The organism is Paenibacillus vini (assembly GCF_018403325.1).
In the GTDB taxonomy this organism is placed as follows: Bacteria; Bacillota; Bacilli; order Paenibacillales; family Paenibacillaceae; genus Fontibacillus; species Fontibacillus vini.
In genome coordinates this window covers 442,785-465,856 of sequence record NZ_BOSL01000002.1, presented here as the reverse complement: position 1 = coordinate 465,856, position 23,072 = coordinate 442,785, and the positions used below count along the sequence as shown (strand labels likewise).

Below are 23,072 nucleotides of genomic sequence, written 5' to 3'. Positions count from 1 at the left end.
GGTAAATGCACGTAATAAAATAGTCAAAAAAAGAATCACTTCCGGTTCCCCTAAAGAGAAACCGAAAATGATTCATGCAGGGCAAGGATTACAAACCGGGGATTGTGGAATGAGTTTCCTTCAATATTGCGTCGACCTCGCGGCGGACATCCGGATTGCCTTTAATAAAATCAGTAATCTGCTTCAGATTGTATTCCTTCGAATGATTCTCATGGGTCGAAGAAACCGGACTGGGATGCACCTGGGCCGTTGCAGCGGCACCGATCTTATCCTGGCCTGTGGCGGCCTGCGACGATTTGGGTTGCGATGAATTCGAGTTCGTCTCGTGCGACTTCAGAACGGACCCCGCTCCGTTCATCATGGACATCAGACCACCTTTGCGGCGCGATGCCCAGACGGCGGCTACGGCACCAAACAATACACCGCATAAAAATGAGGAAGATTTCACCTAAACAACCTCCTTGGATATGTTAGAATCAATTGTAGTGTTCGCGCAATGAAACAAACTCATGCGGAATAAATACAGGAAAGCGAGATGATAAAGTTGATCAGCAAAAAAGTTCTGCTGTTTGCAGCCGTATGCCTGCTCCTAAGTGCATGCGGCCAAAAACAGGAAACACCGGAACCGACTCCCTCCGCAACTGAATCCAATGCTGCCGCTCCTTCCGGAGGCACCTCGGCAACGTCAACGGACTCGGAAACCGGTCAAAATCAGGAGAATGGAACCGATCCAGCAGGACCCAACGATCAAAACAACAATGACAAACAAAATGGGCAAGAGCAGCCGGTAAACCTTTACTATATCGACCATACCAACAATGTAGTTCCCCTTGAAGAGGGCGCCGAAAAGAAAGTGGTGCTTTTGACGTTTGACGACGGTCCAAAGGAAAAAGAAATGATCGACGACCTTATCGATACCTTGGACAAGCACAACGCCAAAGCTATATTTTTTGTCAATGGCTACCGGGTCAAAGAGAAGCCCGAACTCTTGAAGCTGATCCATGACCGCGGTCAAATCATCGGGAATCATAGCTGGGACCACATCGATCTAAATATAGAAACGGAAGACAGCGTCCGTAAGCAGATCGAGGACGTACAGAACATCGTCGAAGATACGATCGGTGAAAAACCCCGGTTTTTCCGTCCGCCATTCGGCTCGGTGAACGACACGCTGCAACAAATCGTCGGAGAGAACGACATGATCTACACGACCTGGTCCAACGACTCGCTTGATTGGGATCCTAAGAATAACAAGCCGGAAGCTGTGATCCAGAACATCATGGATCAGATGCATCCCGGCAGTAACATACTTATGCACGAACTCCCTTGGACCGTGGAGGGACTTGATGAGCTCCTGACCAAACTGGAAGCTGAAGGCTACAGTTTCGTGGATCCGCGTACCATTTCTGATAATCCGGGAACGGGCAATTAACTTATCCATCCCTGGGAAACAATTCTCTCTTCCGACTCACAAATTACTAGTATCTCCACTTTATTCGCACTTTAAAACAAACTCATACTGCATAAATACAGGAAAGCGAGATGATCCACTTGATCAGCAAAAAATTGGTGTTGTTTGCAGCCGCATGCCTGCTGCTAAGCGCCTGCGGCCAAAAACAGGAAACCCCGGAACCGACTCCCTCTGCAACCGAATCCAACGCTGCCCTTCCGTCCGGAGGCACTTCGACAACGTCACCTGAATCGGAAACCGGACAAAATCTGGAGGCTGAGCAAGAACCTGAGAATGGCACCGATCCGGCAGGAACCGACGGGCAAAACAAGGATGACGAGCAAAATGGGCAAGAACAGCCGGCAAACCTCTACCATATCAACAAAGCCTACAATGTGGTTCCCAATGAAGAGGGCACCGAGAAGAAAGTGGTGCTGCTGACCTTTGACGACGGACCAAAAGAACAAGAAATGATCGACGGTCTTATCGATACCTTGGATAAGCACAACGCCAAAGCGATCTTCTTCGTCAACGGCTACCGCGTCAAATCGAAGCCCGAACTTTTGCAGCTGATCCATGACCGCGGTCAAATCATCGGGAATCATAGCTGGGATCACATCGATCTAAAAAAGGAAACGGAAGCCAGCGCCCGGAAGCAAGTCGAAGACGTTCAAAACATTGTCGAGGAAACGATCGGCGAGAAACCCCGTTTTTTCCGTCCGCCATTCGGCTCGGGGAATGACAAGCTGCATCAAATCGTCGAAGAGAATGACATGATCTACATGACCTGGTCCAACGGCTCTCTTGATTGGGATTCCAAGAATAAAAACAAGCCGGATGCAGTGATCCAGAACGTCATGGATCAATTGCATGCCGGCAGCAATATACTGATGCACGAGCTTCCTTGGACCGTTGAGGCACTCGATGAGCTCCTGACCAAGCTGGAAGCCAAAGGCTACAGTTTCGTGGACCCGCTCACCATTTCTGAAAAACCGGAAACGGCTGAATAATGAAAGGCCATGTTCTTCAAATAACTGGATTTTCTACAGTTAATTTCACGTAATTTATTCAAAATTCAAAAATAGATGTAAAACCTCCAGTTAATTAGCCGCTATCCCTGTTACATCGGGAAATGGGGCTGAATAGCTGGAGGTTTTACAGTTAATTCACTCAATTTGCCTTTCTATCGGATAATAACTGTAAGTTTTACAATTATTTGCATCCAGCACGAATCCTGAAATTGTTGTACTTCAGTTCCGTGTTGATCCATCCAAGCGCTGCGCTTGAGGTCCCCTGGGTTTGAATCTCTTTAGAAGTCAGTCGTTCCTTGCTTCAAAAAGACCGGGAACCAACAACTCTCTTCCGCCCAAATATTTACGAAGCGCCTCCGGGATATAGATCGACCCATCCTCTTGCTGATGATTCTCCAGCAGCGGAATCAGGATGCGCGGCGACGCTACCGCCGTATTGTTGAGGGTATGGCAGAATACAAGCCGTCCATCGGTATCACGACAGCGGATATTGGACCTACGCGCCTGGAAGCTGTGCAGGTTCGAAGACGAGTGAGTCTCCCCGAAATCGCCCCGGCTGGGCATCCAGGTTTCAATATCATACTGTTTGAACGTCTTAGGCGACATGTCGCCGGCGCAGACAGCCATCACCCGATAAGGCAGCTCAAGCAGCGAGAGTAGCCGCTCCGCATGGCCGGTAATTTCGCGATGCAGCGAATCCGAGACGGCATCGTTCGGCTCACAAATCACTACCATTTCTACTTTAGAAAACTGATGAACCCGGTATAATCCCCGAACATCCCGTCCCGCCGAACCGACTTCATTACGGAAGCAGGTCGACACGGCTGCCAATCTGATCGGCTCCTTCACATCTAGAATTTCGTCCCCGTAATACGAAACAAGCGGCACCTCCGCTGTTCCAGCCAACCATGCTCCTTCATTATCTACCGAGTAGGCCTGGTCCCTCCCCGATGGAAAATACCCCGTATTAATCATTTGCTCCTCTTTCATGAGCAAAGGCACCTCAAGCGGGGTGAAACCCGCATCAAGCAGCAGATCAAGTGCAAGCTGCTGTACGGCCCGATGAAGGAGCAAGCCCGGTCCTTTCAAATAGTAGCTGCGGCTGCCAGCCACCTTTACCCCTCGGGGAATATCAATCATTCCGTGCAGCGCGCCAAGCTCCACATGATCTTTAGGCGCAAAATTCCAGACCGGCAGATCCCCCTCTCTCCTGATCTCCACATTGTCGGCATCGCTTGCCCCAGCCGGAGTATCGGCCGAGGGTACATTCGGAACAAGCAGCATCAACCGGTTGAATTCCAATTCCGCGGTTTGTAATTCCTTATCCACTTCTTCCAACTGCCCGTTCAATTCCTTCAGCGATACTTTCATGCTCTCCATCTTGGACAATTCGCCAGCTTGGACCGCTATAGCTACCTCCTTCGCCCCTTCATTTCTCCGTCTTCGTAACTCCTCCGATTCCTGCAACAGCTGACGCCGACGTTCATCCCACGTTAAAAGTTCCTCCACCGACAGGTTCAACCTTTTTGCATCGGCCGCTTCCTGTACTTGTGTCGCGTTTTCGCGAATCCACCGAATATCAAGCATTACCACCGCTCCTTTTCTTAAAAAAACACAAAGAGCGCCCTCATCCTTGGGACGAGGAGCGCTCTGCTCGCGGTGCCACCCAACTTATTGCAGCGCATACGGCTGCAATCACTTTGGATCCGCGATAACGGGCGGGCCGGTAAACTTAGAAAATTCGGTTTGATTTTCTTGGCGAAAACGCCTCCGAGTTGGATGCTCATCATCGGCATTTTAAGAATTTTAAATTTTTCACAGTATATCCGATTTGCAAATCAAGCGCAACCCCGGATTAGAGACCATGGCTTTCTCCCCAAGGAGAGTCACTGATCCCCCACCACAGCAAATAAATCATGATCGCGATGAATATGTACAATAACGAATTGTAAAACCATCTGGTAATTTTGATACGCTGGGAAGGGAACATCTCTTTTCTCGTCGGCAGTTCGCTTACGTCAGATTCATTGCCTTCCGTGAAATATTCGGTATCGCTGATAATTGGTGCGGTTTCTGAAGACACCGCCATTTCAACATAGGATGTCCCCGATGCTTTACGCTCAAGCGTTTCGGACGCCTCGATTCGGCGCGTCCTTTTACGCGTCCCATTAGCGGAGCTGCGGTTTCGTGCATGCCGCTCCGATCTGCTCAGCCTTTCGTTCATGTTTCCCTCCGATATTTGATAGCTAGTCCTGAGATGAGGTCGATGAGAAAATGACAGACGATCGGGGCCCACAGCGTCCCTGTCTGTACGTAGATAAATCCAAGGCCATAACTGCTGGCAAACACCCAGCCCGTCGGGATCCAGTGCTTCAGATAACGGATATGGATCACGGCAAACAGGATGCTGGTCCAGTAAGGTCCCAGACCGTGCTGAATCGCTCCGCGAAACAAAAGTTCTTCACAAATCGACACAACGAAAGCGATCAAAACGATATGCCACACGGGGCGGGCTTGGAACAGCTTGGTATTGATTCCCCCATCATCCAAAGCTTCCTCAAGGACGATTTTTGAAAGCAGCAAGTCAATGACCAGCATGCACCCCGCAAGGCCTACTCCCCAATAAAGGAATTCCGGGGTCTGCGGAAATTTCAGCACGGTAAGCGGATTTCTTTTTTGAAAAAAGAGAATAATCAGTCCAATAAACAAAGCTAAACCTTGAGTAAAATAAAGATTGATCAATAGCAAACGGTCATCAATCTGAGCGGGATCCACTCTCTGGATCTTCACTTTGCCGAATTTGAATTTTTTCATAATTTTGTCAAACCCTGTCTATTGTAATAGAAATACAAGTCAATAAGTCAATCAGTTAGCCAAAGGCAAAAAAATACCCGGCTCGTCCGGAAATGAGCAAATTCGACATTAATAAAATCATACCCAAAAAACCGGTCGGATTCAAGGCCGCTCCCTGCGCCCGAAACCGATCGGACGAAATAGTATTGACACCTCTGACGCCGCATGATACATTATGAAAAATTAGATTTCGCAAAAAACTGTGAAGGAAACAAAGTCGTCCGGAAGCTCCCAGAGAGCCGGTGGTGCTGGAAACCGGCAGTGGAACGACAACTTTAGCGATCCTGAGTCACTGCGTTGAACCTCTTATCAGATTGTAGGCGCAGTCGGAATAATTCCGTTATCATTCCGTCATTATGACATTGAGGCTGTGACCTGCAAAGGTCCAGTGAATTAGGGTGGTACCACGAACAACTCTCGTCCCTTACTACGGCAGTAGTATGCGGATTGGGAGTTTTTTTAGTACCTTTCGCCCAATCGCGCCAAATTCTTTGTTTGCGGTGCTCATCTATCTCTATCCTTTGGTACAGTGTAACGGTAATGGAGAAAAGCAAGTGCGTATGGTAATGCTTCCAGGGGTATGCAGGCTGCTGCGGGCAGTCCGCAATCCCGAAGAAGCAATCCTATAAACAAAAGACAAATTAGGAGGCTAGAAATCATGTTTAAAGTATTAGTTTCGGATCCAATCAGCGACATGGGAATTCAGCAGCTCATGGACGCAAGCGACGTCGTCGTGGAGAAAAAGACAGGACTTAGCGAGGATGAGCTTGTTGCTATCATCGCCGAATACGACGGCCTGCTCGTCCGCAGCCAGACCAAAGTAACCGAGAAGATTATGGAAGCCGGCAAAAACCTGAAAGTTATCGGCCGCGCAGGCGTCGGCGTTGACAACATCAACCTCGAAGCGGCTACCAAGCGCGGGATTGTCGTCATCAATGCTCCCGATGGCAACACGATCACAACTTGCGAGCATGCTTTCGCTATGATGATGGCGCTGGCCCGTCACATTCCGCAAGCGTACGCCAAGACGATCCAAGGCACATGGGACCGCAAGTTCCTGGGCGTGGAATTGCGCAACAAGACGCTCGGCGTTCTCGGCATGGGCCGGATCGGCAGCGAAGTCGCAAAGCGTGCAAAAGCGTTCGGCATGGATATTCTCGGCTACGATCCGTTCCTGACGGAAGAGCGTGCTGAGAAGCTCGGAATTACGCTGGCTTCGGTGGACGATATCGTCCGGAACGCTGACTTCATCACCGTTCACACGCCGTTGACACCGGAAACGAAGCATATGATTTCGCGTCCTCAATTTGAAGTTATGAAAAAAGGCATGCGCATTATCAACTGTGCCCGCGGCGGTGTAGTTGACGAAATGGCGCTTGTTGAAGCGATCGATCAAGGGATCGTAGCCGGTGCGGCATTCGACGTATTCGAGAAGGAACCGCCGGAAGCGGATCACCCGTTCCTGAACAATCCGAAAGTCATCGTTACTCCTCACCTCGGCGCATCCACAATTGAGGCCCAGGAAAATGTGGCTATCGACGTATCGGAGCAAGTTCTGCACATTTTGCGCAACGAACCGTTCAAGAACGCCGTGAATATGCCTCCGGTAGCTCCTAGCGTAATGAACAAGCTTCAGCCTTACTTTGAGCTCGGTGAAAAGATCGGCGCATTCTTGGCTCAACTCAACGATGTGGCGGTTCAGGAAATTCATGTCGATTACGCTGGCGACTTGGCGGAAGTCGACACTCAGCCGCTGACTCGTTATATCATTAAAGGTGTGCTTTCGCGCCATTTCGGAAATGACGTCAACATCGTCAACTCGATGCACCTCGCCAAAGCCCGCGACGTGAACGTTGTCGTATCCCAGGCTTCGGCTACCAAAGGCTTCACCAACCTGATCAGCGTATCGCTTAAAACCCAGGACGGTGCAGAACGCCGCATCGCGGGTACGCTGTTGAACGGGTACGGCGCACGGATCGTTCAAATCGATAAGTTCCCGGTTGACATCGCTCCGGAAGGACATCTGATCTTCATCTCGCACAACGACAAGCCGGGTATTATCGGCAGCGTAGGCACGTTGCTCGGCAAAAACGATGTCAACATCGCTTCGATGCAGGTTGGCCGGAAAATCGTTGGAGGCGAAGCGATCATGGTGCTCACCGTTGATAAGGAAACGCCTAAGGAAGTCCTTGCTGAGCTGACCAAGCTGGCTGAAGTCAACAAAGCTCAACAAATCGCTTTTGAATAATAAGTCTCTGAACTAAGATTCAATCCAATATGTTCCACGTTGAACAAGATTAATCTCTTCGGTTCAACAAAAAAACACCCTTTTTACAAAGGGTGTTTTTACATTTTTACGATAATTGCGGCTTTTCGACAGGCAGCAGCATATGAAATGCGGTTCCCTTCCCCACTTCGCTCTCGGCATAGATCGAGCCGCCATGGGAATCGACAATGTTCTTCACAATGGACAAGCCTAACCCCGTTCCTCCGGTTTCACCGCGGACGCGTGCTTTATCGGCTTTATAGAATCTGTCGAAGACGAACGGCAAATCGTCCGCCGGAATCCCGACTCCACTGTCTCTAACGGACAAGTGCAGCTCGGATCCATGTCCCCCTTCAGCCATTCCCGCTTCAATAGAGATCGTGCCCCCTTCAGGAGTATGACGGAAAGCATTGTCCAGCAGATTCGTCAGCACCTGCTCCAGACGATCCTCGTTCGCCTCCTGGAGTTCCAGGGGACCGTCCTTAAGCTCCAGCCGCAAAGCGATGTCATTCTCCTTCGAGCGTACGAGAAATTTGCGGTATACGCGTTCGGCGAGCTCCCGAATATCCACAGATTGCATAGTCATATCGGTATGACCAGCCTCCATACGGGCCAAGTCCAATAAGTCCCGGACAAGCCGCCCCATTCGAAGCGATTCATCATGAATAACCTGGACCAGCTCTGCGCTCTCCTCCGGAGATGTCGCCATTCCGTCAAGCAACGCTTCGCTGTATCCCTGCATCATCGAAAGCGGTGTCCGGATTTCATGCGAAACATTAGCTACGAAATCCCGGCGCATTTTTTCCAGCTTCACTTCTTCGGTAACATCGCGCAGAACAGCTACCGCCCCGCGAATGCCTCCATCCGAAGCAAGGGGGGCCATATGCACGGACCAGACGCCTTTTTTTACATGGATGTTCATGCTCTGGTCGCCTTCCTGATCCAGCACTTTACGAAACATCTGCTGAAGCGGACGCGGAATCTTTTGCAATGAGCCCTGAACAGTTTCTGCCGTTTCGCTTTCCTCATCCGGCAAATCGCCCCACATCTGCAGAATGCGTTCACCCGGGGGATTGGTCAATATGACATAGCCGCTCCCGTCCAAGGTAATAACCGCATCATTCATGCTGCGAAGCACGCTGGATAGGTGCTCTTTTTCATGGTTCAGACTTCGGATCGTCTTCTCCAATTCCTCGGCCATATGGTTGAACGTATTAGACAACACGCCGATCTCGTCGCTGGTTTTCAGCGAAAGCCGGGTGTCGTAATTCCCTTTGCGAATCGAATCCGTGGCTTGAATAAGCCGCTGCATCGGCTGCGTAATTTTGGTGATCAAAAATAACGCAAAGAACGTTGTCAGCGAGAAGCCGATCATCGAAACGAGGACGAACAGTTTTTTGATGGCTCCCGGATTCGTAAAATTCGTATCGATATAGGGAAGAAAAAACAATCCCACGGAAAGGAGGACAAATGCCACCAGACAAATGATCGTAATCCACAGCTTACCGACAAGCGTTCTTAAGAAATTCACTTATTTCGCTACCTCCAGCTTGTAACCTACGCCCCATACCGTCGTGATCATGGCAGCGGATTCCGGAGATACTTTGTTCAACTTCTCGCGAAGGCGTTTCACATGCGTATCGACCGTACGCAGGTCGCCGAAAAATTCGTAGTTCCATACATCTTTCAAGAGCTCTTCCCGGGAGAACACTTTATCCGGGGAGACTGCCAGATAATGCAGCAGTTCATATTCCTTCGGCGTCAAGCTGACTTCCTGCCCGCTGGCCGTAACCCGGTGAGCGTCATGCTCAATAACGAGATGAGGGAACACGATATTGTTGCTAGTACCGTTTTCCTTGGTCAAGTAGGCTGTCGCCGAAGCGCGGCGCATAATCGCTTTGACCCGGTAAATCACCTCGCGGGGACTGAACGGCTTGACGACGTAATCATCGGCACCGACTTCAAATCCCTGCACCCGGTTGATCTCTTCCCCTTTGGCCGTCAACATTAACACCGGCGTCGACTTCACTTGTCTAAGACGGTTACATACCTCTACCCCGTCGATTCCCGGCAGCATCACATCGAGGAGAATCAAGCCGTAATCGTTGGCGGTCGCTTTTTTCAGAGCTATTTCTCCATCCTCGGCTTCATCGATTTCATATCCTTCTTTTTCCAGATACATTTTAAGCAATCGGCGGATGCGTTCTTCATCGTCGACTACCAGAATACGGTTTTCTTGATCTGACATGGACAACAACCCCTTCATCTTCTTACGCTTGAGCACTGAATGTAGTTCATTATTGGTTAGATTATTATATCATTAGTCTGTGCCCGCATAGGAATGCAAACCCGCAATGATGAGATTGACCCCTACGAGGGTAAACATAACGACTAAGAAGCCGAGTACGGCGAGCCAGGAAGCCTTGCGCCCCTGAAAACCGCGCGATAAACGAAGATGCAGATATGCACTATAGAAAAGCCAGGTAATGAGAGCCCATACTTCTTTCGGGTCCCAGCCCCAGAATCGTCCCCATGCCTGCTGCGCCCAAATCATCGCAAAGATGAGAGCTCCCAGCGTAAAGATCGGGAACCCGATTGCAATCGCGCGATAGCTGATCTCGTCCAGATCATCCGGATCTATACTCTTCACCGTCGGTGCCAGCAATTCGCTGAGCGAACGGCGGAGAATCAAACGAAGCAGGACGTAAATGATTACGCCGGAAATCAGCGCCCACAACACCGTGTTAAGCTTGCGGCCCGAGTTATCGCCTTTCATCCACGCCGGCGCTTCAAACAACGGTTTATCCAGGCCGAGGAACGGTTGAATGGATTCTACACTGCTGTCATGCGGAGCCACAATCGGAGGCATAGAGTACATCTTCTTGTCTATTGTACTATCTTGCTCTACTTGGCTGTCAATCTTTGTCGCATTTTGCGTGAAAACAGCTTCATAACCGGAAGCGCGGAATGCGAATACGGAGACAATGAAGCCCACTACTATAATAATAGAAAAAAGCGTAAATTCAACCCACCATTTTTGCCGGCGGGATATTTTGTCTTTTGCGCTGAAGTCGATTGTCCGTAGCAAATACATTAAACCGGCGGCAAAACCGACCGCAAAGAACGATTCTCCCAAAGCCGCCAAAGTAACGTGTATGTACAACCAGATGGATCTAAGCGACGGAATCAAAGGCTGAACATCCTGCGGAAATACCGCTGCATAAGCCATAATAATTATGGCGATCGGTAAAGCAAACATACCGAGCAAAATTTTACGGTAAATCAAGAAGACGACCGTAAAGGCTACCATAACCATCATGGACAAGAAGGTCATGAATTCGTACATATTACTCACCGGAACATGCCCGCTGTACGCCCAACGCGTACCGCAATAGACCAGATGGGCTAGCAGTCCAAGGGAAGAGGTCGCAAACGAGATAATCCCCCATTTGCGTTCATGCTGCTTCGGATCGCGATTTCTCCAGGTTTTCCCCGTTACGGCCACTACATAAAAAATAAAAGATAAACAATATAAATAAAACGCAATTACAAAAGCCTGTCTACTGACCTCTAAAAAACTCATGACCGATTCCCCCCGTTATCCAATTGCTTCTCATCCACTTCCACATTCATCATTTTGAGAAATGAAGCCACTTCGCGGCGCAAGCCGAACCAGTTCTTCGAAGTGTGGCCCCCCACGGTCAATACGCCGTCATCGATGCGAAGCCAGATCCGCCGGTGCTGCCAGTAAAATCCCATAACCAGCCCGAGCATTACGATTCCAAGACCCGTCCAGACATAAGGCATCGCCCGGTCGATACGGATATTTAAGTAGCTGGAGGACTCGATAAAGTCGACATCTTCCATTCCGATTACATCCAGCTGCAGTTTGTTCTGCAGACCGCCGAGCTTTTCGTTAATGGCATCCTGCTGAAATCGTTCTTTATCGATCTGTTTGGGAAAATAAATGTACTGGCTTCCCTTTTCCGGTAAATCCGGTCCCTTGACCAAAAACAAAAATGCCGGAGCATTCGGATCTTTGGATTTGGAAATCGGCTGACCTTGATCATTTAAGGCAAAATCCATGAACTTGTTTTTCAGCTCCAGCGTATAAGGGCCAAGAGTGAAATTCTGCTGCGGGTTCGTCATATCAAGCTTGAACTTTCCGTATTGCTCGCCTGTCTCAACATTAACAAGCACGGGTTGTACCGACCGCAGCTTCGGCGTCAAGTCAAAGTCGAACTGATACGCCTTAAAGCCTTTATAGTTCAAGGGGTCATTGACCCGGATCGCATGCTGTTGAACCTCTTTCAGCTTCGGCTCCTTAGAAGGATCGCCGCAATCCGCCGTGCATTCATACAGGATCGCCTTTGTCTCAAACAGCTTCGGAACGATCTTGCCGGTACCACGGAAATCATCGGACATTTCTTCTTCGGTGTAGTATTCGACCGTGAATTTGTCGTTCTTCAAGTAAAGATTCGTGTCGGGAATTTTGGTGATCTCCCCTTCAGGGAACCAGTAATGCTTGTCGAGATGCAGACCCGGCAAACCCCGGAATAGCACGGCCAGCAAAAACACGATCAGGCCGATATGAATCACGTAAGGGCCCCAACGGCTGAACCGCTGCTTCTCGGCCAGGAGGGCGGAACCGTCCGTATGCACACGGTATCCCTTTTTCTTAAGCGGCTTCACGGCCTGTTGAACCCATTCCTCGCCGTTTCCCTCGACCGGCCCTTGGTAAACCACCTTTTGCCGGGTAAGAAATTGCATGTGCTTGCGAATCTTCTGTTTTGAAAGCGCTTTGTAAAGCGGAAGCACCCGGTCCAGACTGCAGATGACAAGAGAGGCTCCGATCATCACGAGCAGCAAGACGAACCACCAGGACTCGTAAGTGTGGGACAAGCCCAGCTTGTAATAAATATCGCCGATCGTTCCATACTTATCCTTGTAAAAGGTTGACGGATCAAAACTCACGAAATTGCTTTCCTGTTCAAAAATTGTACCGAAAATCGCCCCGATCAAAGTGAATATGATTAGATAAATAGCCACCTTGACCGAGGAAAAGAAGTTCCAAATCTTATCGATAAAGTTCGGGTTTGCGCGTTGCGAACGCCGGGCTACGCCGTCGTAACGCATCTCCAGCAATTCCTTGGAATCCGCATGTTCGTCGAGCGGCTTGCCGCAGGCTTCGCAAAGCACCGTGCCGACCCGATTCTGGTGCCCGCATTCGCACTTCGTATTTTTAATCAAAAGAAAGTCCCCCTATCTCCATCAAGGATTCACCAGCCGCTTGATTTGATCGTCCAAGGTCGCCAAATTCAGCTCGCCTTCATGGATAGAGGCAATTTTGCCTTTCTTATCGACAAAGAAAGTCGTCGGCATCGGCACAACGCCGTAATCCTGAACCGCTTCATTGTTCGTATCGTAAAGCACCGGAAAATCGATGCCGAGCTGCTGCGTAAAATTCCGCACCGTCATCTCGTCTTCGCCAGTGTTGATGCCTAGCACCACCACGCCCTGATCGCTCCACTTCTTCCACTGCGCCTGAAGCGCGGGCATTTCATTAACGCAATACGTGCACCAGGTAGCCCAGAAATTAACGACCACCGCTTTACCTTTGTACTCTTCCAGGGTATGTACCTTACCATCCATCCCAAGCAATTTGATCGCGGGAGGTTTGTCACCCATCTTAGGTTTACCGCTTCCGCCGCCGGATACAGCCGATCCGATGGCATAGACGCCAAGGATGACGATAAAGATTAAAATGACGATTTGTACCGGACGTCTCGCCTTCCCCATAACCAACTCTCCTTCTATGACAAATATCATAATCAATGGACAAAAAGTGAATATCCTATGAACATTATAACGAAAATTGCCATAGTTTCAGCCGGGGGAAATTTGAATATTATGTGTCCTTATCATTATATAATAAATTCATTTTTCTGCAATTTACGAGGCTGGAGTGCAAAAAAACCAGCTTTTCCTAAGCGGTAATCTTCGATCCGAGCCAAGCGCAAAAAAACAGGGCACAGAATCTTTACGGATTCCATGCCCTGCATTTCTATTTCGATCTGTCCGCTTGTCCTTTTGCGGACTTATTGCCTGCAATTCTGGCCTGTTTGAGCAGACCCTCAATCTCTTCCTTGGTCAGATGACGATAAAGGCCTCTCTTCAGGTTGCCGAGGTAAAGATCGCCGAAAGAAATCCGTTTCAATTTAGTAACAGGATGCTTAATCGCATCGAACATTCTCCGCACCTGCCGGTTTCTGCCTTCGTAAATCGTAATGGAGATGGTGGAGTGCTTCTGTTCGGGATCAATATCTTGATATTCCACTTCCGCCGGAGCCGTCATGCCATCCTCCAGCATTACACCCTTCTTCAGCTTGTCCAGTTCAGTTCCATGAGGAACGCCTTTTACGGTTGCATGGTACGTTTTCGGAACATGATGCTTCGGATGGGTCAGCAAATGGGCGAAATCTCCGTCATTCGTCAAGAGCAGCAGACCTTCGGTATCATAATCCAAACGGCCAACCGGATAAAGCCGTTCGGTAATGCCCTTTAAATAATCGGTGACGATTTTGCGGCCTTGGGGATCCGATGCGCTCGTAATAACGCCTTTCGGTTTGTTAAATACGATGTAAATCTTCTTTTCCGCGCCGATCGTTTTCCCGCCGACGGTAATCACATCTACAGCCGGATCAGCCTTGGTCCCAAGAGTAGTCACGGTTTCCCCGTTGACCTGCACCTTCCCGCCGAGAATCAATTCCTCACATTTACGGCGTGATGCTACTCCGGCTCCCGCCAATATTTTTTGCAATCTTTCCATGTCTATAAGTCACCTCATACACATGATACCCATAGGAAACGAAAATCACAATAGCAGCCGTCAAGCTAATCAGTCCGCCGGGGGAGCCGGAGGAGTCTGGGGCGGCTGACCTTGCCCGGAATTTGGTGCTGCAGGTGCATAGGGATCTTGATTTCCCGGCGCTGTTCCGCCAACTGGGGGATCTTGCGTCAGATTACTTTGGAGTTCCTGTTTCTTTTTCTTCTTACCGGTAATAAATCTCCATACCACGCCCAACGCGGCAATAATAACTACCCAGAACTTCCGGATAATCAGGACCAGGGCGCCGATCAGTCCGACCTTCTTCGCCACGGCCAGGCCGGCGCCGCCTACGATCAAAGCGGTGAGGCCATACTCCGCTTTTTTATCCACTTTGGGATCAAAATCCTCATACCGCTGCCCATCCTTCAGAGTAAACGCCGTCAGAATCTGATCCTCCATAATCTGCTTCGACTGAGCAAGCTCTGCCGGATCGGAGATCAACACAGCGGATACATTGCCTTCGCGCGTCAAAATTCGAACGTTATAATTAATAATCTGTTCATCATAGGCATCATGCCCGATGAGCGACCAAGTCAGGCTCCGCAGCTTCTCATCATATTTCGGCGGCGTTTCCCAGCCGTCCACGAACATATGATTCGCTTCATCACGATTCTTATTGCTCTCTTCCGTTCCTTTTATATAACTTTCAAGCAGCGCATCCGCATCGATATCATTCTTTTCTTTATCGGATATATGTCCGGAGTCTTCATATTCAAACATGACCGCCCAATTCTGAGCATCATCCATCGGAAATACCATCCCGATCTCCATCCCGCTTGGAACTCCGCCGGATTCCTGTTGGAAAGTTTGAGTGTCGGCTCCGTTAAGAAACACGAAATCCTCGCTCAGCTTCAGTTCAGCCAGATCATCCCCGAGCGTAACACTTTGTCCCGTTCCTTCAATCCAGTTCAATTCCGTTTCGGCATAGGCGCCGTTAGACGTAAAAATGGTTGCGAGCATCATGACAGTAACGGAGGCCGCTCCAAGCCTTCCTATGAATCTTTTCTTCTTCCACATGCTGTGAATTCCCTCTCTTTTCCTTATGTATTTTGAAAAATGCAGACCCGTTCTATATACCCACCAACTTCCTGATTAAATCGAATTTTATGAAAATCTTTAATATTTGAGACTTTAGTCACACAAGAGAGCACAAAAAACACCGAACCGGGAGTCTCCCCGGAACGGCGTTCAACTTGATGCAAAAGTTATGAAAGTTATGTATGATGCCCTATCCGAACAAAAGCAAGCAAACCGCGATCGCGGCAATAAAGCCGACCACATCGGAAAAGAGCCCCACCTTCAAGGCATATCTTCCGTTTCTGATTCCAACCGCTCCAAAATATACGGTGAGCACATAAAGCGTAGTATCCGTGCTGCCCTGTATGGTAGAAGCAATGCGGCCGATCATCGAATCGGGACCATAGGTTTTGATCAGATCGGTCGTAAAAGCCAAAGAGCCTGTACCCGTCAAAGGCCTCAGAAAACCGAGAGGCAGAATTTCAGCCGGTACCTGGAGCTTCTCAAGAAACGGAGTCATCCACCCTACAAAAAACTCCAGTGCTCCCGATGCGCGAAACACACTGATCGCCACCATCATACCGACCAGGTGGGGGATAATGCCGATCGCGGTAGAAAATCCGTCCTTAGCCCCGTCGACGAAGGACTCGTATACCGGAACCTTTTTCAATTGAGCATATAAAGGAATAAATGCTATCATGACAGGCACGGCCCAGGCGGACAACATATTAATCCAGTTCAGCAATCGGGTCTCACCTCTTTAACGATAGTGTAGACGCAGGCGGAGGAATCACCGGAGGCTGCTTCCAGGCATGCCGCTTTCGGTACCATCGATCCGCCGCGATCGCCGCGATAGTGGCGATGCCTGTAGCGAGCAGAGTCGATCCGACGATTTCAGCAGGATTCGCCGAGTTGAAATTCATTCGGATGGCAATCAGCGTAGTCGGAATCAACGTAATGCTTGCCGTGTTAAGCGCCAGCAGCGTACACATGGCTGGAGAAGCCGTTTCCTTATCCGGATTTAGCTCCTGAAGCTCCTGCATGGCCCGTATTCCCATCGGCGTGGCCGCATTGCCGAGCCCCAGCAAATTGGCGCTCATATTGGAAAGAATGTAGCCCATGGCGGGATGATTTTTCGGCACATCAGGAAACAGATAGGAAACGACCGGACCAAGAATCTTGGAGATGCCCTTTACGAGTCCGGCTTCCTCAGCCAGCTTCATGATGCCCATCCAGAACACTAGGACGCTGATCAAGCCTAGGCAGACTGTAACACCTGTCGCGGCTCCCTCAAACGCGGCCTGGGTCACGACATTGATATCTCCCTTCACCGCAGCGAACACAAAACCGATCAAGATTAGGGCCAGCCAAATCTTATTGATCATTATTCTCCCCCCTCTCCACAATTGCTTGGCGTTGCTCTTCAGACTGTCTGTGCCACTGAAGATTATCCTGCAAGCAGCATTGTTTTCAGGACCATTTCAAACGAATCCGACCATCCGCCCGGAACAACCTTGGCCCCTGTCCCGGTCGGCATGGCAACCGGATTCCCGAATCCCGCCTTTGCGGACGGACTCGATGTCCCCTGCGCCACTTCATATACGGGGACCGATCCGACTTCGCTATTCCCGATAGAAATCGCAATCTTTCCACGGTAACCGAATGAATCCGACTTTCCGCTCTTTAATATCAGCCTAAGCTCCACTTCATCCTTCTCCTCCTCGGAGAGCGGATAACGGAAGCTTGTGCCTGCTCTTAATCCGTCTTTAACGGCTTGCCCTTCTTCCACCAACGATTTGAGCGGGTAATGGGCAAACGCATAATCCAGCAGCTTACGATGATCACTCCAATCGTCGCCGTCGTTGATCGTAACGGCCACAACTTGCTGTCCGTTCCTCGTTGCCGAGCTGACTAGGCAGCGTCTGGCAATTTTGGTATAGCCCGTTTTAACGCCGTCTGCGCCTTCATAGAACCGCAGCATTTTGTTTTTGTTGTCCCAGCGGTAATCCCACGGATCATTCGGGTTTGGCGCTTTTCTGGAAGGAGTGCGCACGATCTCTTTGAACAGCGGATTATGAAGCGCATAGGCTGTCAGCTTGGCCAAATCATTGGCAGACGAATAATGCCCTTTCGCATCCAGGCCATGCGGATTCTGAAACTGTGTATGCTCAAGTCCGAGCATCTTTACTTTTTCATTCATGAGATGAACGAAACCTTCTTCGGAGCCCCCGACATGCTCGGCGATCGCTGTCGCTGCGTCATTACCGGATCGAAGCATTAAACCGTACAGCATATTCTCAAGGCTCATTTCTTCGCCGAGACGCAGATAAATGGAGGAGCCTTCCTTGCCGAAGGCATTTCGGCTGACTTTCACATTCTCCTTGGTTTGTCCGTGTTCGATAGCGACTATGGCGGTCATGATTTTGGTCAAACTTGCAATCGGAAGCTCGTCATCTCCGTGGGAGCTGTACAAAATTCTTCCGGAAGTGACATCAATCAGTGCAGCCGCTTGCGCATGGGTGGACGGTGCAGCAGGTGCCTTCTCCTTAGCCCCGGCGGCCGGCGGAATGGCCAGCAGCAGGCCGAGCGTCAGCAATCCGGCTAATTTTATCTTGGATGAAATTCTCATCGTCATCTTCCTCCGACTCTCGCTTGCGCGAACTAGTAATTACTATATGCAGCAGGCTCCTGGAGTATGTCCAAGCCAGGTAACCGTAGTAAAGCCGCAATTTATTAATTTATTCCAATCATTTTCTTCAAAAAAAGTCCCCTCCGGGGTTCCGGAAGGGAACGGCTCTTTAGGCAAAAGGATGGATAGCCGCTTCCGCGGCACTTGCAACATCCGGCTTGCCTGTGGTTACCGAACTTGTCACGGTTTGGACCGAGCCATTCGGAAACATGGTCTGGATTTTATCGATCAGCATGGGAACCGCATCGATCACCTTCTCCATCAAGTGGGTTTGATTATCAAGCGGAACGATGTGAACCCCCTGTTTACCGACCACGAGAAATGCGATCGGATTGATCGACACGCCGCCGCCGCTGCCGCCGCCAAACGGCCGGGCTTTGCCTCCTTCAGAGGTCGTCCCGCTCTTTTCGGGTTTCTCGTCAATGTTGAAATCACTGCCCCCGGCTGCAAAGCCGAAACCGACCCGGCTGATCGGAAGAATGACGCTGCCGTCCGGCGTTTCGACCGGCTCCCCGACAATCGTATTCACGTCAACCATATCCTTGATGTTTTCCATCGCGGTTTTCATTAGCCCTTGTATCGGATGCTCAACCATAAAAATTCCTCCTCAGTGCGATATAGATAAGTACTTACCATCGCTTTTTCGTATTGTGGGCACTTTGAAGGAGGAGTATGCACCATCCCTTTTTATTCCTAAATCGTAACGGGACTTACTCTCCTGATTGATTGCCCTTCGAAAGGAGGCTTCTCCACTTCTTCACTCCGCCCTTAACTTTCAATACGCGGACCACCAGAACCATTCCAGCATAAACAGCATTCCCGAGACGTATTTCAGCCGTACAGTTGAGCTCGGTGGAAAATAACGGGGAACCGCCGAATACGGGAACGACAAACAACTTCGGACGTTGCCGCAAGGAAATATGGTAGGAAAGCCATCCGATCAGCGTAGTTTTCAAAGCCCATAACGCGCCGGTAAGGGTTGCCGTATGGGCTGCATCGGTAAGCGCCACATTTGTAGACCATTCCATGCTGACCAAGGTGACCCGGCGAAGTGTCGTATTCAGCCACTTTTTCAATCCTCTGGTTGCCCGGATCATATCGCGAAATTGCTCCGCCCAGAGGTTTACTTTTTCCTTATCGATTTCCTGCTCCCCGGCCGAAGTATGCGTCTTGAAGAAATTATCGCTACTATTGTTCTCGACCCATAAGCCGTCCTGCAGCTTATTCAGCCCAAGGGCCGGAATCCGATAATGATATGTAAGCAGCCCGAACAATAGCGTTACATCAATCATAATCGTCTCATCCTTGTTTTCCTTCTTGAGCTTGATATGAAACGTTATTTTGGATAACAAAATCAGCGTCAGGACCAGCAGCAACAGGACCAGGATGCTTCCGAGCCAAATCCACACGGGAGTGCCCTCCAAGCCATAATCAGATAACAAGCTCCGAATAGTATGGCACGGTTATCATTAAAAAATTCCAAGTTTGGCATTTTGGCGTAGTATGCAACACAAAAAAGCCGCCCGTAAGGGCGGCTTGAGCAGACTATTCATTTGCGCTGATACGGGTACACGATCATTCCCCATCAACTCTCTTGTTCTTGTTCCTCTTGCTGCTGTTCCTGTTCCGGATTAGCTTCCTGCCCCGTCTTGTCGACATCGTCAAAAGTGAGCTGCTGCTCCTCAAGCTTCTGAAATAACAGCTGAGTCTCTTCCTCTAATTGCTCAGCACTTTCGAAATCGGCCAGATCCGGCAGATCCTTCAAACTGGCCAGACCGAAATAATCGAGGAAAGCTTTGGTCGTTCCGTATAAAATAGGACGTCCGATCGCCTCCGCCCGGCCGACCTCTTCAATAAGATCTTTGTTTACCAGGGTGTGGATGGCTCGTTCCGACTTTACGCCCCGAATTTCCTCCACCTCAATTCGGGTAATCGGCTGACGGTATGCGATAATGGAGAGCGTCTCCAATGCCGCCTGGGACAGAGAGGAACGTGAGGGTGAATAGGCAAGCTTCTCGAAATAAGGCGCGTGCTGCGGCAACGTAGCGAGCTGATAATTACCGGCGATCTGGACGATTTGCAAGCCCCGACCTGCCCGCTCGAAGGAATTCTTCATATCTTGAAGCGCATCCGCGACTAAATCCTGCCTTTGCTCAGTCACCTCCGCAAGCTGCTTCAAACTGATTCCTTCCTCACCTGCTAAGAATAGCAACCCCTCAATAATCGATTTCAATTCCTGATAATTCATCTGCCTTTACTACCCCTCTCCACTCCATGACAATATCATCGAACAACTTGTTTTGATAACATACGATTTGTTTCATTTTCATCAGTTCTAAAATCGCCAGAAAAGTAACTACAATTTCATGCCGGTACATTTCCTGATGCAGCAGCTTGGAGAACAGGAGCCTGCCTCCCTTTCCTACACTTTCCAGCGCGGAAACGACTTCCCGGATCCGGTCCTTGACCGAAATTTCATCCCGGCGAATACGAGCTACCGTGTTGCGCTTGACCGCTTTCCGGATCGCCTTCTGGAAAACCGCAATCAGGTCCGCGGCATGCAGGCCTTTGACGGGATTCTCTTCGATTTCGGGTAAATACGGTGTCAGATCCTCCGGCTCCTTGGAAAATATCAAACTGCGTTCCCACTCGCGCTCGTGAAGATGCTCGGCAATCCCTTTATATTTGCGGTATTCGATCAGTTGGCGGATGAGTTCATCCCGGGGATCCTCTTCGTCCTCCATCAAATAATCGAAATCATCGTCAAATTCGATCACTGGCGGCTTGGGCAGCAGCTGCTTGCTCTTGATCGACAGCAACGTCGCCGCCATGACAAGAAATTCACTGGTCACTTCCAGTTCCAGCTCCTGCATATTGTGTAAATATTCGAGGTACTGGTCCGTAATTTCACTGATCGAAATTTGGTGAATATCTATCTCCGCTTTATCGATCAAATGCAATAGAAGGTCCAGCGGTCCTTCGAATGATTCCAGCTTGTATAATACTGTCGTCAATGAACTTCCCCCACCCATGACATGCAAAATAGCTTATAAAAGAAAAATGCAGTACCCCGAAAAAGAAGGGTACTACATTAAATAAGCACTATTTTAGCTGATTCGTCAAGTTCGCCATTTCAATGGCTGCCATTGCGGCATCCCATCCCTTGTTCCCGGCCTTGGTGCCGGCACGTTCGATCGCCTGTTCAATGTTTTCGGTAGTCACGACGCCGAAGATAGTAGGAACTCCCGTTTTTAGTCCGACCGCGGCAACGCCTTTAGCCGCTTCGTTGCATACATAGTCATAATGCGAAGTTGAACCGCGAATGACGGTGCCCAGCGTGATCACTGCATCATACTTTCCGCTTTCCGCCAGCTTCTGTGCCGCAAACGGAATTTCGAATGCACCTGGCACCCAAGCTACGCTGACCTCTTCGTCCTTAACGCCATGGCGCTTCAGCGCATCCAGCGCTCCGCCCAGCAGCTTGCTGGTAATAAATTCGTTGAACCGTCCAACTACAATCGCGTATTTCAAGCCGTTTGATACTAGATTTCCTTCATATACATTCATCATTTTGAATACCATCCTTCCACTATTAGGAAATTATTATTTTATATTTCAGAAGACTCGTTTTGCTCCAGGTCATCGAATTTCAACAAATGCCCCAACTTCGATTGCTTAGTATGAAGGTAACCGGAATTATCTTCATTTTCCTCCATTTGAATCGGTACGCGCTCCACCACTTCCAGGCCATAACCCTCCAGCCCTTTGATCTTGCGCGGGTTGTTGGTAAGCAGACGGATTTGGCGAACGCCAAGATCCTTTAATATCTGGGCACCGATGCCGTAATCGCGCAGGTCGGCCGGAAAACCAAGCTTGAGGTTGGCGTCCACGGTATCCAGGCCTTGCTCCTGGAGTTTGTAGGCCTTCAGTTTGTTAATAAGACCGATACCGCGTCCCTCTTGCCTCATATAGAGCAATACCCCTCTGCCTTCCTGTTCGATCTGTTTCAGCGCCGCTTCGAACTGCGGCCCGCAGTCACAGCGATGCGAATGGAATACGTCTCCCGTCAGGCATTCCGAATGCACCCGCACCAGCACCGGTTCGTCTCCGCCGATTTCCCCTTTTACCAGGGCGACATGCTCTTTCGTATCGACGTCGTTTGTGTAGGCAATTGCCCGGAATTCCCCATAATCCGTTGGCATACGAACCTCGACTTCCCGGTTGACCAGCTTTTCCTTTTCATTACGGTAATGAATCAGGTCTTTGACACTGATCAGCTTGAGATCAAAGGTTTTGGCGATCTCCATAAGGTCGGGGAGCCGAGCCATGGTTCCGTCCTCCTTGATCACCTCGCAGATGACTCCTGCGGGATATGCTCCGCACATCCGCGCCAGATCCACCGCGGCTTCCGTATGGCCGGCCCGCCGCAGAACGCCGCCCTTCTTGGCGATCAGCGGAAACATGTGACCCGGACGGCGGAAATGGGCCGGTTTGGCCTCGGGGTCCATAATCCCGCGTACTGTCAGGGAACGTTCATACGCGGAAATCCCCGTCGTAGTGTCTTTATGGTCAATGGAAACCGTAAAGGCTGTCCCATGATAATCGGTGTTTTGCGCTACCATCGGTTGTAATTCAAGCTCATCGGCACGCTCTTGCGTAATCGGCAGACAGACCAGCCCGCGCCCCTGAGTAATCATAAAATTGATGACTTCGGGCGTAGCTTTCTCGGCTAACGCAACGAAATCCCCTTCATTTTCACGATCTTCATCGTCGACGACTATAATCACTTTTCCGCGCATCAATTCATAAATCGCTTCCTCAACGCGGTCCAACTGGATATCACTATCACTCATCTAAATCCCCTCCACTCTCAACTT

At 49.8% G+C, this 23,072-nt stretch carries 23 protein-coding genes; 3 read left to right on the top strand and 20 right to left on the bottom strand.

Going from position 1 to position 23,072, the window contains the following annotated elements:
• Window positions 1–88 precede the first annotated feature (88 nt).
• On the bottom strand, window positions 89–448 hold the full coding sequence (locus KJS57_RS05530; protein ID WP_213654029.1) for a hypothetical protein: 360 nt from the start codon (window positions 446–448) through the stop codon (window positions 89–91).
• An 87-nt stretch (window positions 449–535) separates the two neighbouring features.
• Between KJS57_RS05530 and KJS57_RS05525 the strand changes: the two genes are divergently transcribed.
• Both KJS57_RS05525 and KJS57_RS05520 read left to right on the top strand, forming a co-directional pair.
• Window positions 536–1,432 (top strand): polysaccharide deacetylase family protein, encoded by an 897-nt coding sequence (locus KJS57_RS05525; protein WP_211020911.1) that lies wholly within the window; start codon window positions 536–538, stop codon window positions 1,430–1,432.
• Window positions 1,433–1,551: 119 nt separating this feature from the next.
• Window positions 1,552–2,460 carry a polysaccharide deacetylase family protein gene (locus KJS57_RS05520; protein WP_373316797.1) on the top strand — a complete coding sequence of 303 codons (909 nt, stop codon included), beginning with the start codon at window positions 1,552–1,554 and terminating at the stop codon, window positions 2,458–2,460.
• Window positions 2,461–2,766: 306 nt separating this feature from the next.
• Here KJS57_RS05520 and serS read toward each other — a convergent pair whose 3' ends face one another.
• The 3 genes from serS to KJS57_RS05505 all read right to left on the bottom strand — a co-directional run bounded on the left by serS (window position 2,767) and on the right by KJS57_RS05505 (window position 5,295).
• Window positions 2,767–4,068 carry a serine--tRNA ligase gene (gene serS, locus KJS57_RS05515; RefSeq protein WP_213654027.1) on the bottom strand — a complete coding sequence of 434 codons (1,302 nt, stop codon included), beginning with the start codon at window positions 4,066–4,068 and terminating at the stop codon, window positions 2,767–2,769.
• Window positions 4,069–4,336: 268 nt separating this feature from the next.
• The gene (locus tag KJS57_RS05510) at window positions 4,337–4,705 is read right to left on the bottom strand and encodes a hypothetical protein (protein ID WP_213654026.1); all 369 of its coding nucleotides are present in this window, start codon (window positions 4,703–4,705) and stop codon (window positions 4,337–4,339) included.
• A complete protein-coding gene (locus KJS57_RS05505; protein WP_211020915.1) occupies window positions 4,702–5,295 on the bottom strand; it encodes a CPBP family intramembrane glutamic endopeptidase in 594 nt (197 codons plus the stop codon). The genes KJS57_RS05510 and KJS57_RS05505 overlap by 4 nt, the downstream gene beginning before the upstream one ends.
• Before the next feature lie 697 nt (window positions 5,296–5,992).
• Here KJS57_RS05505 and serA point away from each other — a divergent pair.
• Window positions 5,993–7,582 carry a phosphoglycerate dehydrogenase gene (gene serA, locus KJS57_RS05500; RefSeq protein WP_211020916.1) on the top strand — a complete coding sequence of 530 codons (1,590 nt, stop codon included), beginning with the start codon at window positions 5,993–5,995 and terminating at the stop codon, window positions 7,580–7,582.
• 106 nt (window positions 7,583–7,688) lie between these two features.
• Here serA and KJS57_RS05495 read toward each other — a convergent pair whose 3' ends face one another.
• From KJS57_RS05495 to KJS57_RS05420, 16 genes are all read right to left on the bottom strand, one after another.
• Entirely contained in the window at window positions 7,689–9,131 is a 1,443-nt protein-coding gene (locus tag KJS57_RS05495) for a HAMP domain-containing sensor histidine kinase (protein WP_213654025.1), read from the bottom strand.
• Window positions 9,132–9,848 carry a response regulator transcription factor gene (locus KJS57_RS05490; protein ID WP_211020918.1) on the bottom strand — a complete coding sequence of 239 codons (717 nt, stop codon included), beginning with the start codon at window positions 9,846–9,848 and terminating at the stop codon, window positions 9,132–9,134. It lies immediately after the preceding gene.
• Window positions 9,849–9,920: 72 nt separating this feature from the next.
• On the bottom strand, window positions 9,921–11,183 hold the full coding sequence (ccsA, locus tag KJS57_RS05485; RefSeq protein ID WP_211020919.1) for a cytochrome c biogenesis protein CcsA: 1,263 nt from the start codon (window positions 11,181–11,183) through the stop codon (window positions 9,921–9,923).
• On the bottom strand, window positions 11,180–12,850 hold the full coding sequence (resB, locus tag KJS57_RS05480) for a cytochrome c biogenesis protein ResB (RefSeq protein ID WP_211020920.1): 1,671 nt from the start codon (window positions 12,848–12,850) through the stop codon (window positions 11,180–11,182). The genes ccsA and resB overlap by 4 nt, the downstream gene beginning before the upstream one ends.
• 21 nt (window positions 12,851–12,871) lie before the next feature.
• Entirely contained in the window at window positions 12,872–13,399 is a 528-nt protein-coding gene (locus KJS57_RS05475; protein ID WP_211020921.1) for a peroxiredoxin family protein, read from the bottom strand.
• Window positions 13,400–13,664: 265 nt separating this feature from the next.
• A complete protein-coding gene (locus tag KJS57_RS05470) occupies window positions 13,665–14,429 on the bottom strand; it encodes a pseudouridine synthase (RefSeq protein ID WP_211020922.1) in 765 nt (254 codons plus the stop codon).
• A gap of 69 nt (window positions 14,430–14,498) precedes the next feature.
• A complete protein-coding gene (locus tag KJS57_RS05465) occupies window positions 14,499–15,506 on the bottom strand; it encodes a DUF2167 domain-containing protein (RefSeq protein WP_213654024.1) in 1,008 nt (335 codons plus the stop codon).
• A 211-nt stretch (window positions 15,507–15,717) separates the two neighbouring features.
• Entirely contained in the window at window positions 15,718–16,251 is a 534-nt protein-coding gene (locus KJS57_RS05460; protein ID WP_280520360.1) for a spore maturation protein, read from the bottom strand.
• A 7-nt stretch (window positions 16,252–16,258) separates the two neighbouring features.
• Window positions 16,259–16,891 carry a nucleoside recognition domain-containing protein gene (locus KJS57_RS05455; protein ID WP_211020923.1) on the bottom strand — a complete coding sequence of 211 codons (633 nt, stop codon included), beginning with the start codon at window positions 16,889–16,891 and terminating at the stop codon, window positions 16,259–16,261.
• 62 nt (window positions 16,892–16,953) lie between these two features.
• Window positions 16,954–18,141, bottom strand: a complete 1,188-nt coding sequence (locus KJS57_RS05450; protein WP_213654023.1) for a D-alanyl-D-alanine carboxypeptidase family protein — start codon at window positions 18,139–18,141, stop codon at window positions 16,954–16,956.
• A gap of 163 nt (window positions 18,142–18,304) precedes the next feature.
• A complete protein-coding gene (gene ytfJ / locus KJS57_RS05445) occupies window positions 18,305–18,790 on the bottom strand; it encodes a GerW family sporulation protein (protein WP_213654022.1) in 486 nt (161 codons plus the stop codon).
• Window positions 18,791–18,905: 115 nt separating this feature from the next.
• On the bottom strand, window positions 18,906–19,604 hold the full coding sequence (locus KJS57_RS05440) for a DUF2953 domain-containing protein (protein ID WP_213654021.1): 699 nt from the start codon (window positions 19,602–19,604) through the stop codon (window positions 18,906–18,908).
• A 176-nt stretch (window positions 19,605–19,780) separates the two neighbouring features.
• Window positions 19,781–20,443 (bottom strand): SMC-Scp complex subunit ScpB, encoded by a 663-nt coding sequence (gene scpB, locus KJS57_RS05435; protein ID WP_213654020.1) that lies wholly within the window; start codon window positions 20,441–20,443, stop codon window positions 19,781–19,783.
• Window positions 20,412–21,209 carry a segregation and condensation protein A gene (locus KJS57_RS05430; protein ID WP_505870443.1) on the bottom strand — a complete coding sequence of 266 codons (798 nt, stop codon included), beginning with the start codon at window positions 21,207–21,209 and terminating at the stop codon, window positions 20,412–20,414. The genes scpB and KJS57_RS05430 overlap by 32 nt, the downstream gene beginning before the upstream one ends.
• A gap of 88 nt (window positions 21,210–21,297) precedes the next feature.
• Window positions 21,298–21,765 carry a 6,7-dimethyl-8-ribityllumazine synthase gene (gene ribH / locus KJS57_RS05425; protein WP_280520359.1) on the bottom strand — a complete coding sequence of 156 codons (468 nt, stop codon included), beginning with the start codon at window positions 21,763–21,765 and terminating at the stop codon, window positions 21,298–21,300.
• 38 nt (window positions 21,766–21,803) lie between these two features.
• A complete protein-coding gene (locus KJS57_RS05420) occupies window positions 21,804–23,048 on the bottom strand; it encodes a bifunctional 3,4-dihydroxy-2-butanone-4-phosphate synthase/GTP cyclohydrolase II (protein WP_211020928.1) in 1,245 nt (414 codons plus the stop codon).
• Window positions 23,049–23,072: the final 24 nt, after the last annotated feature.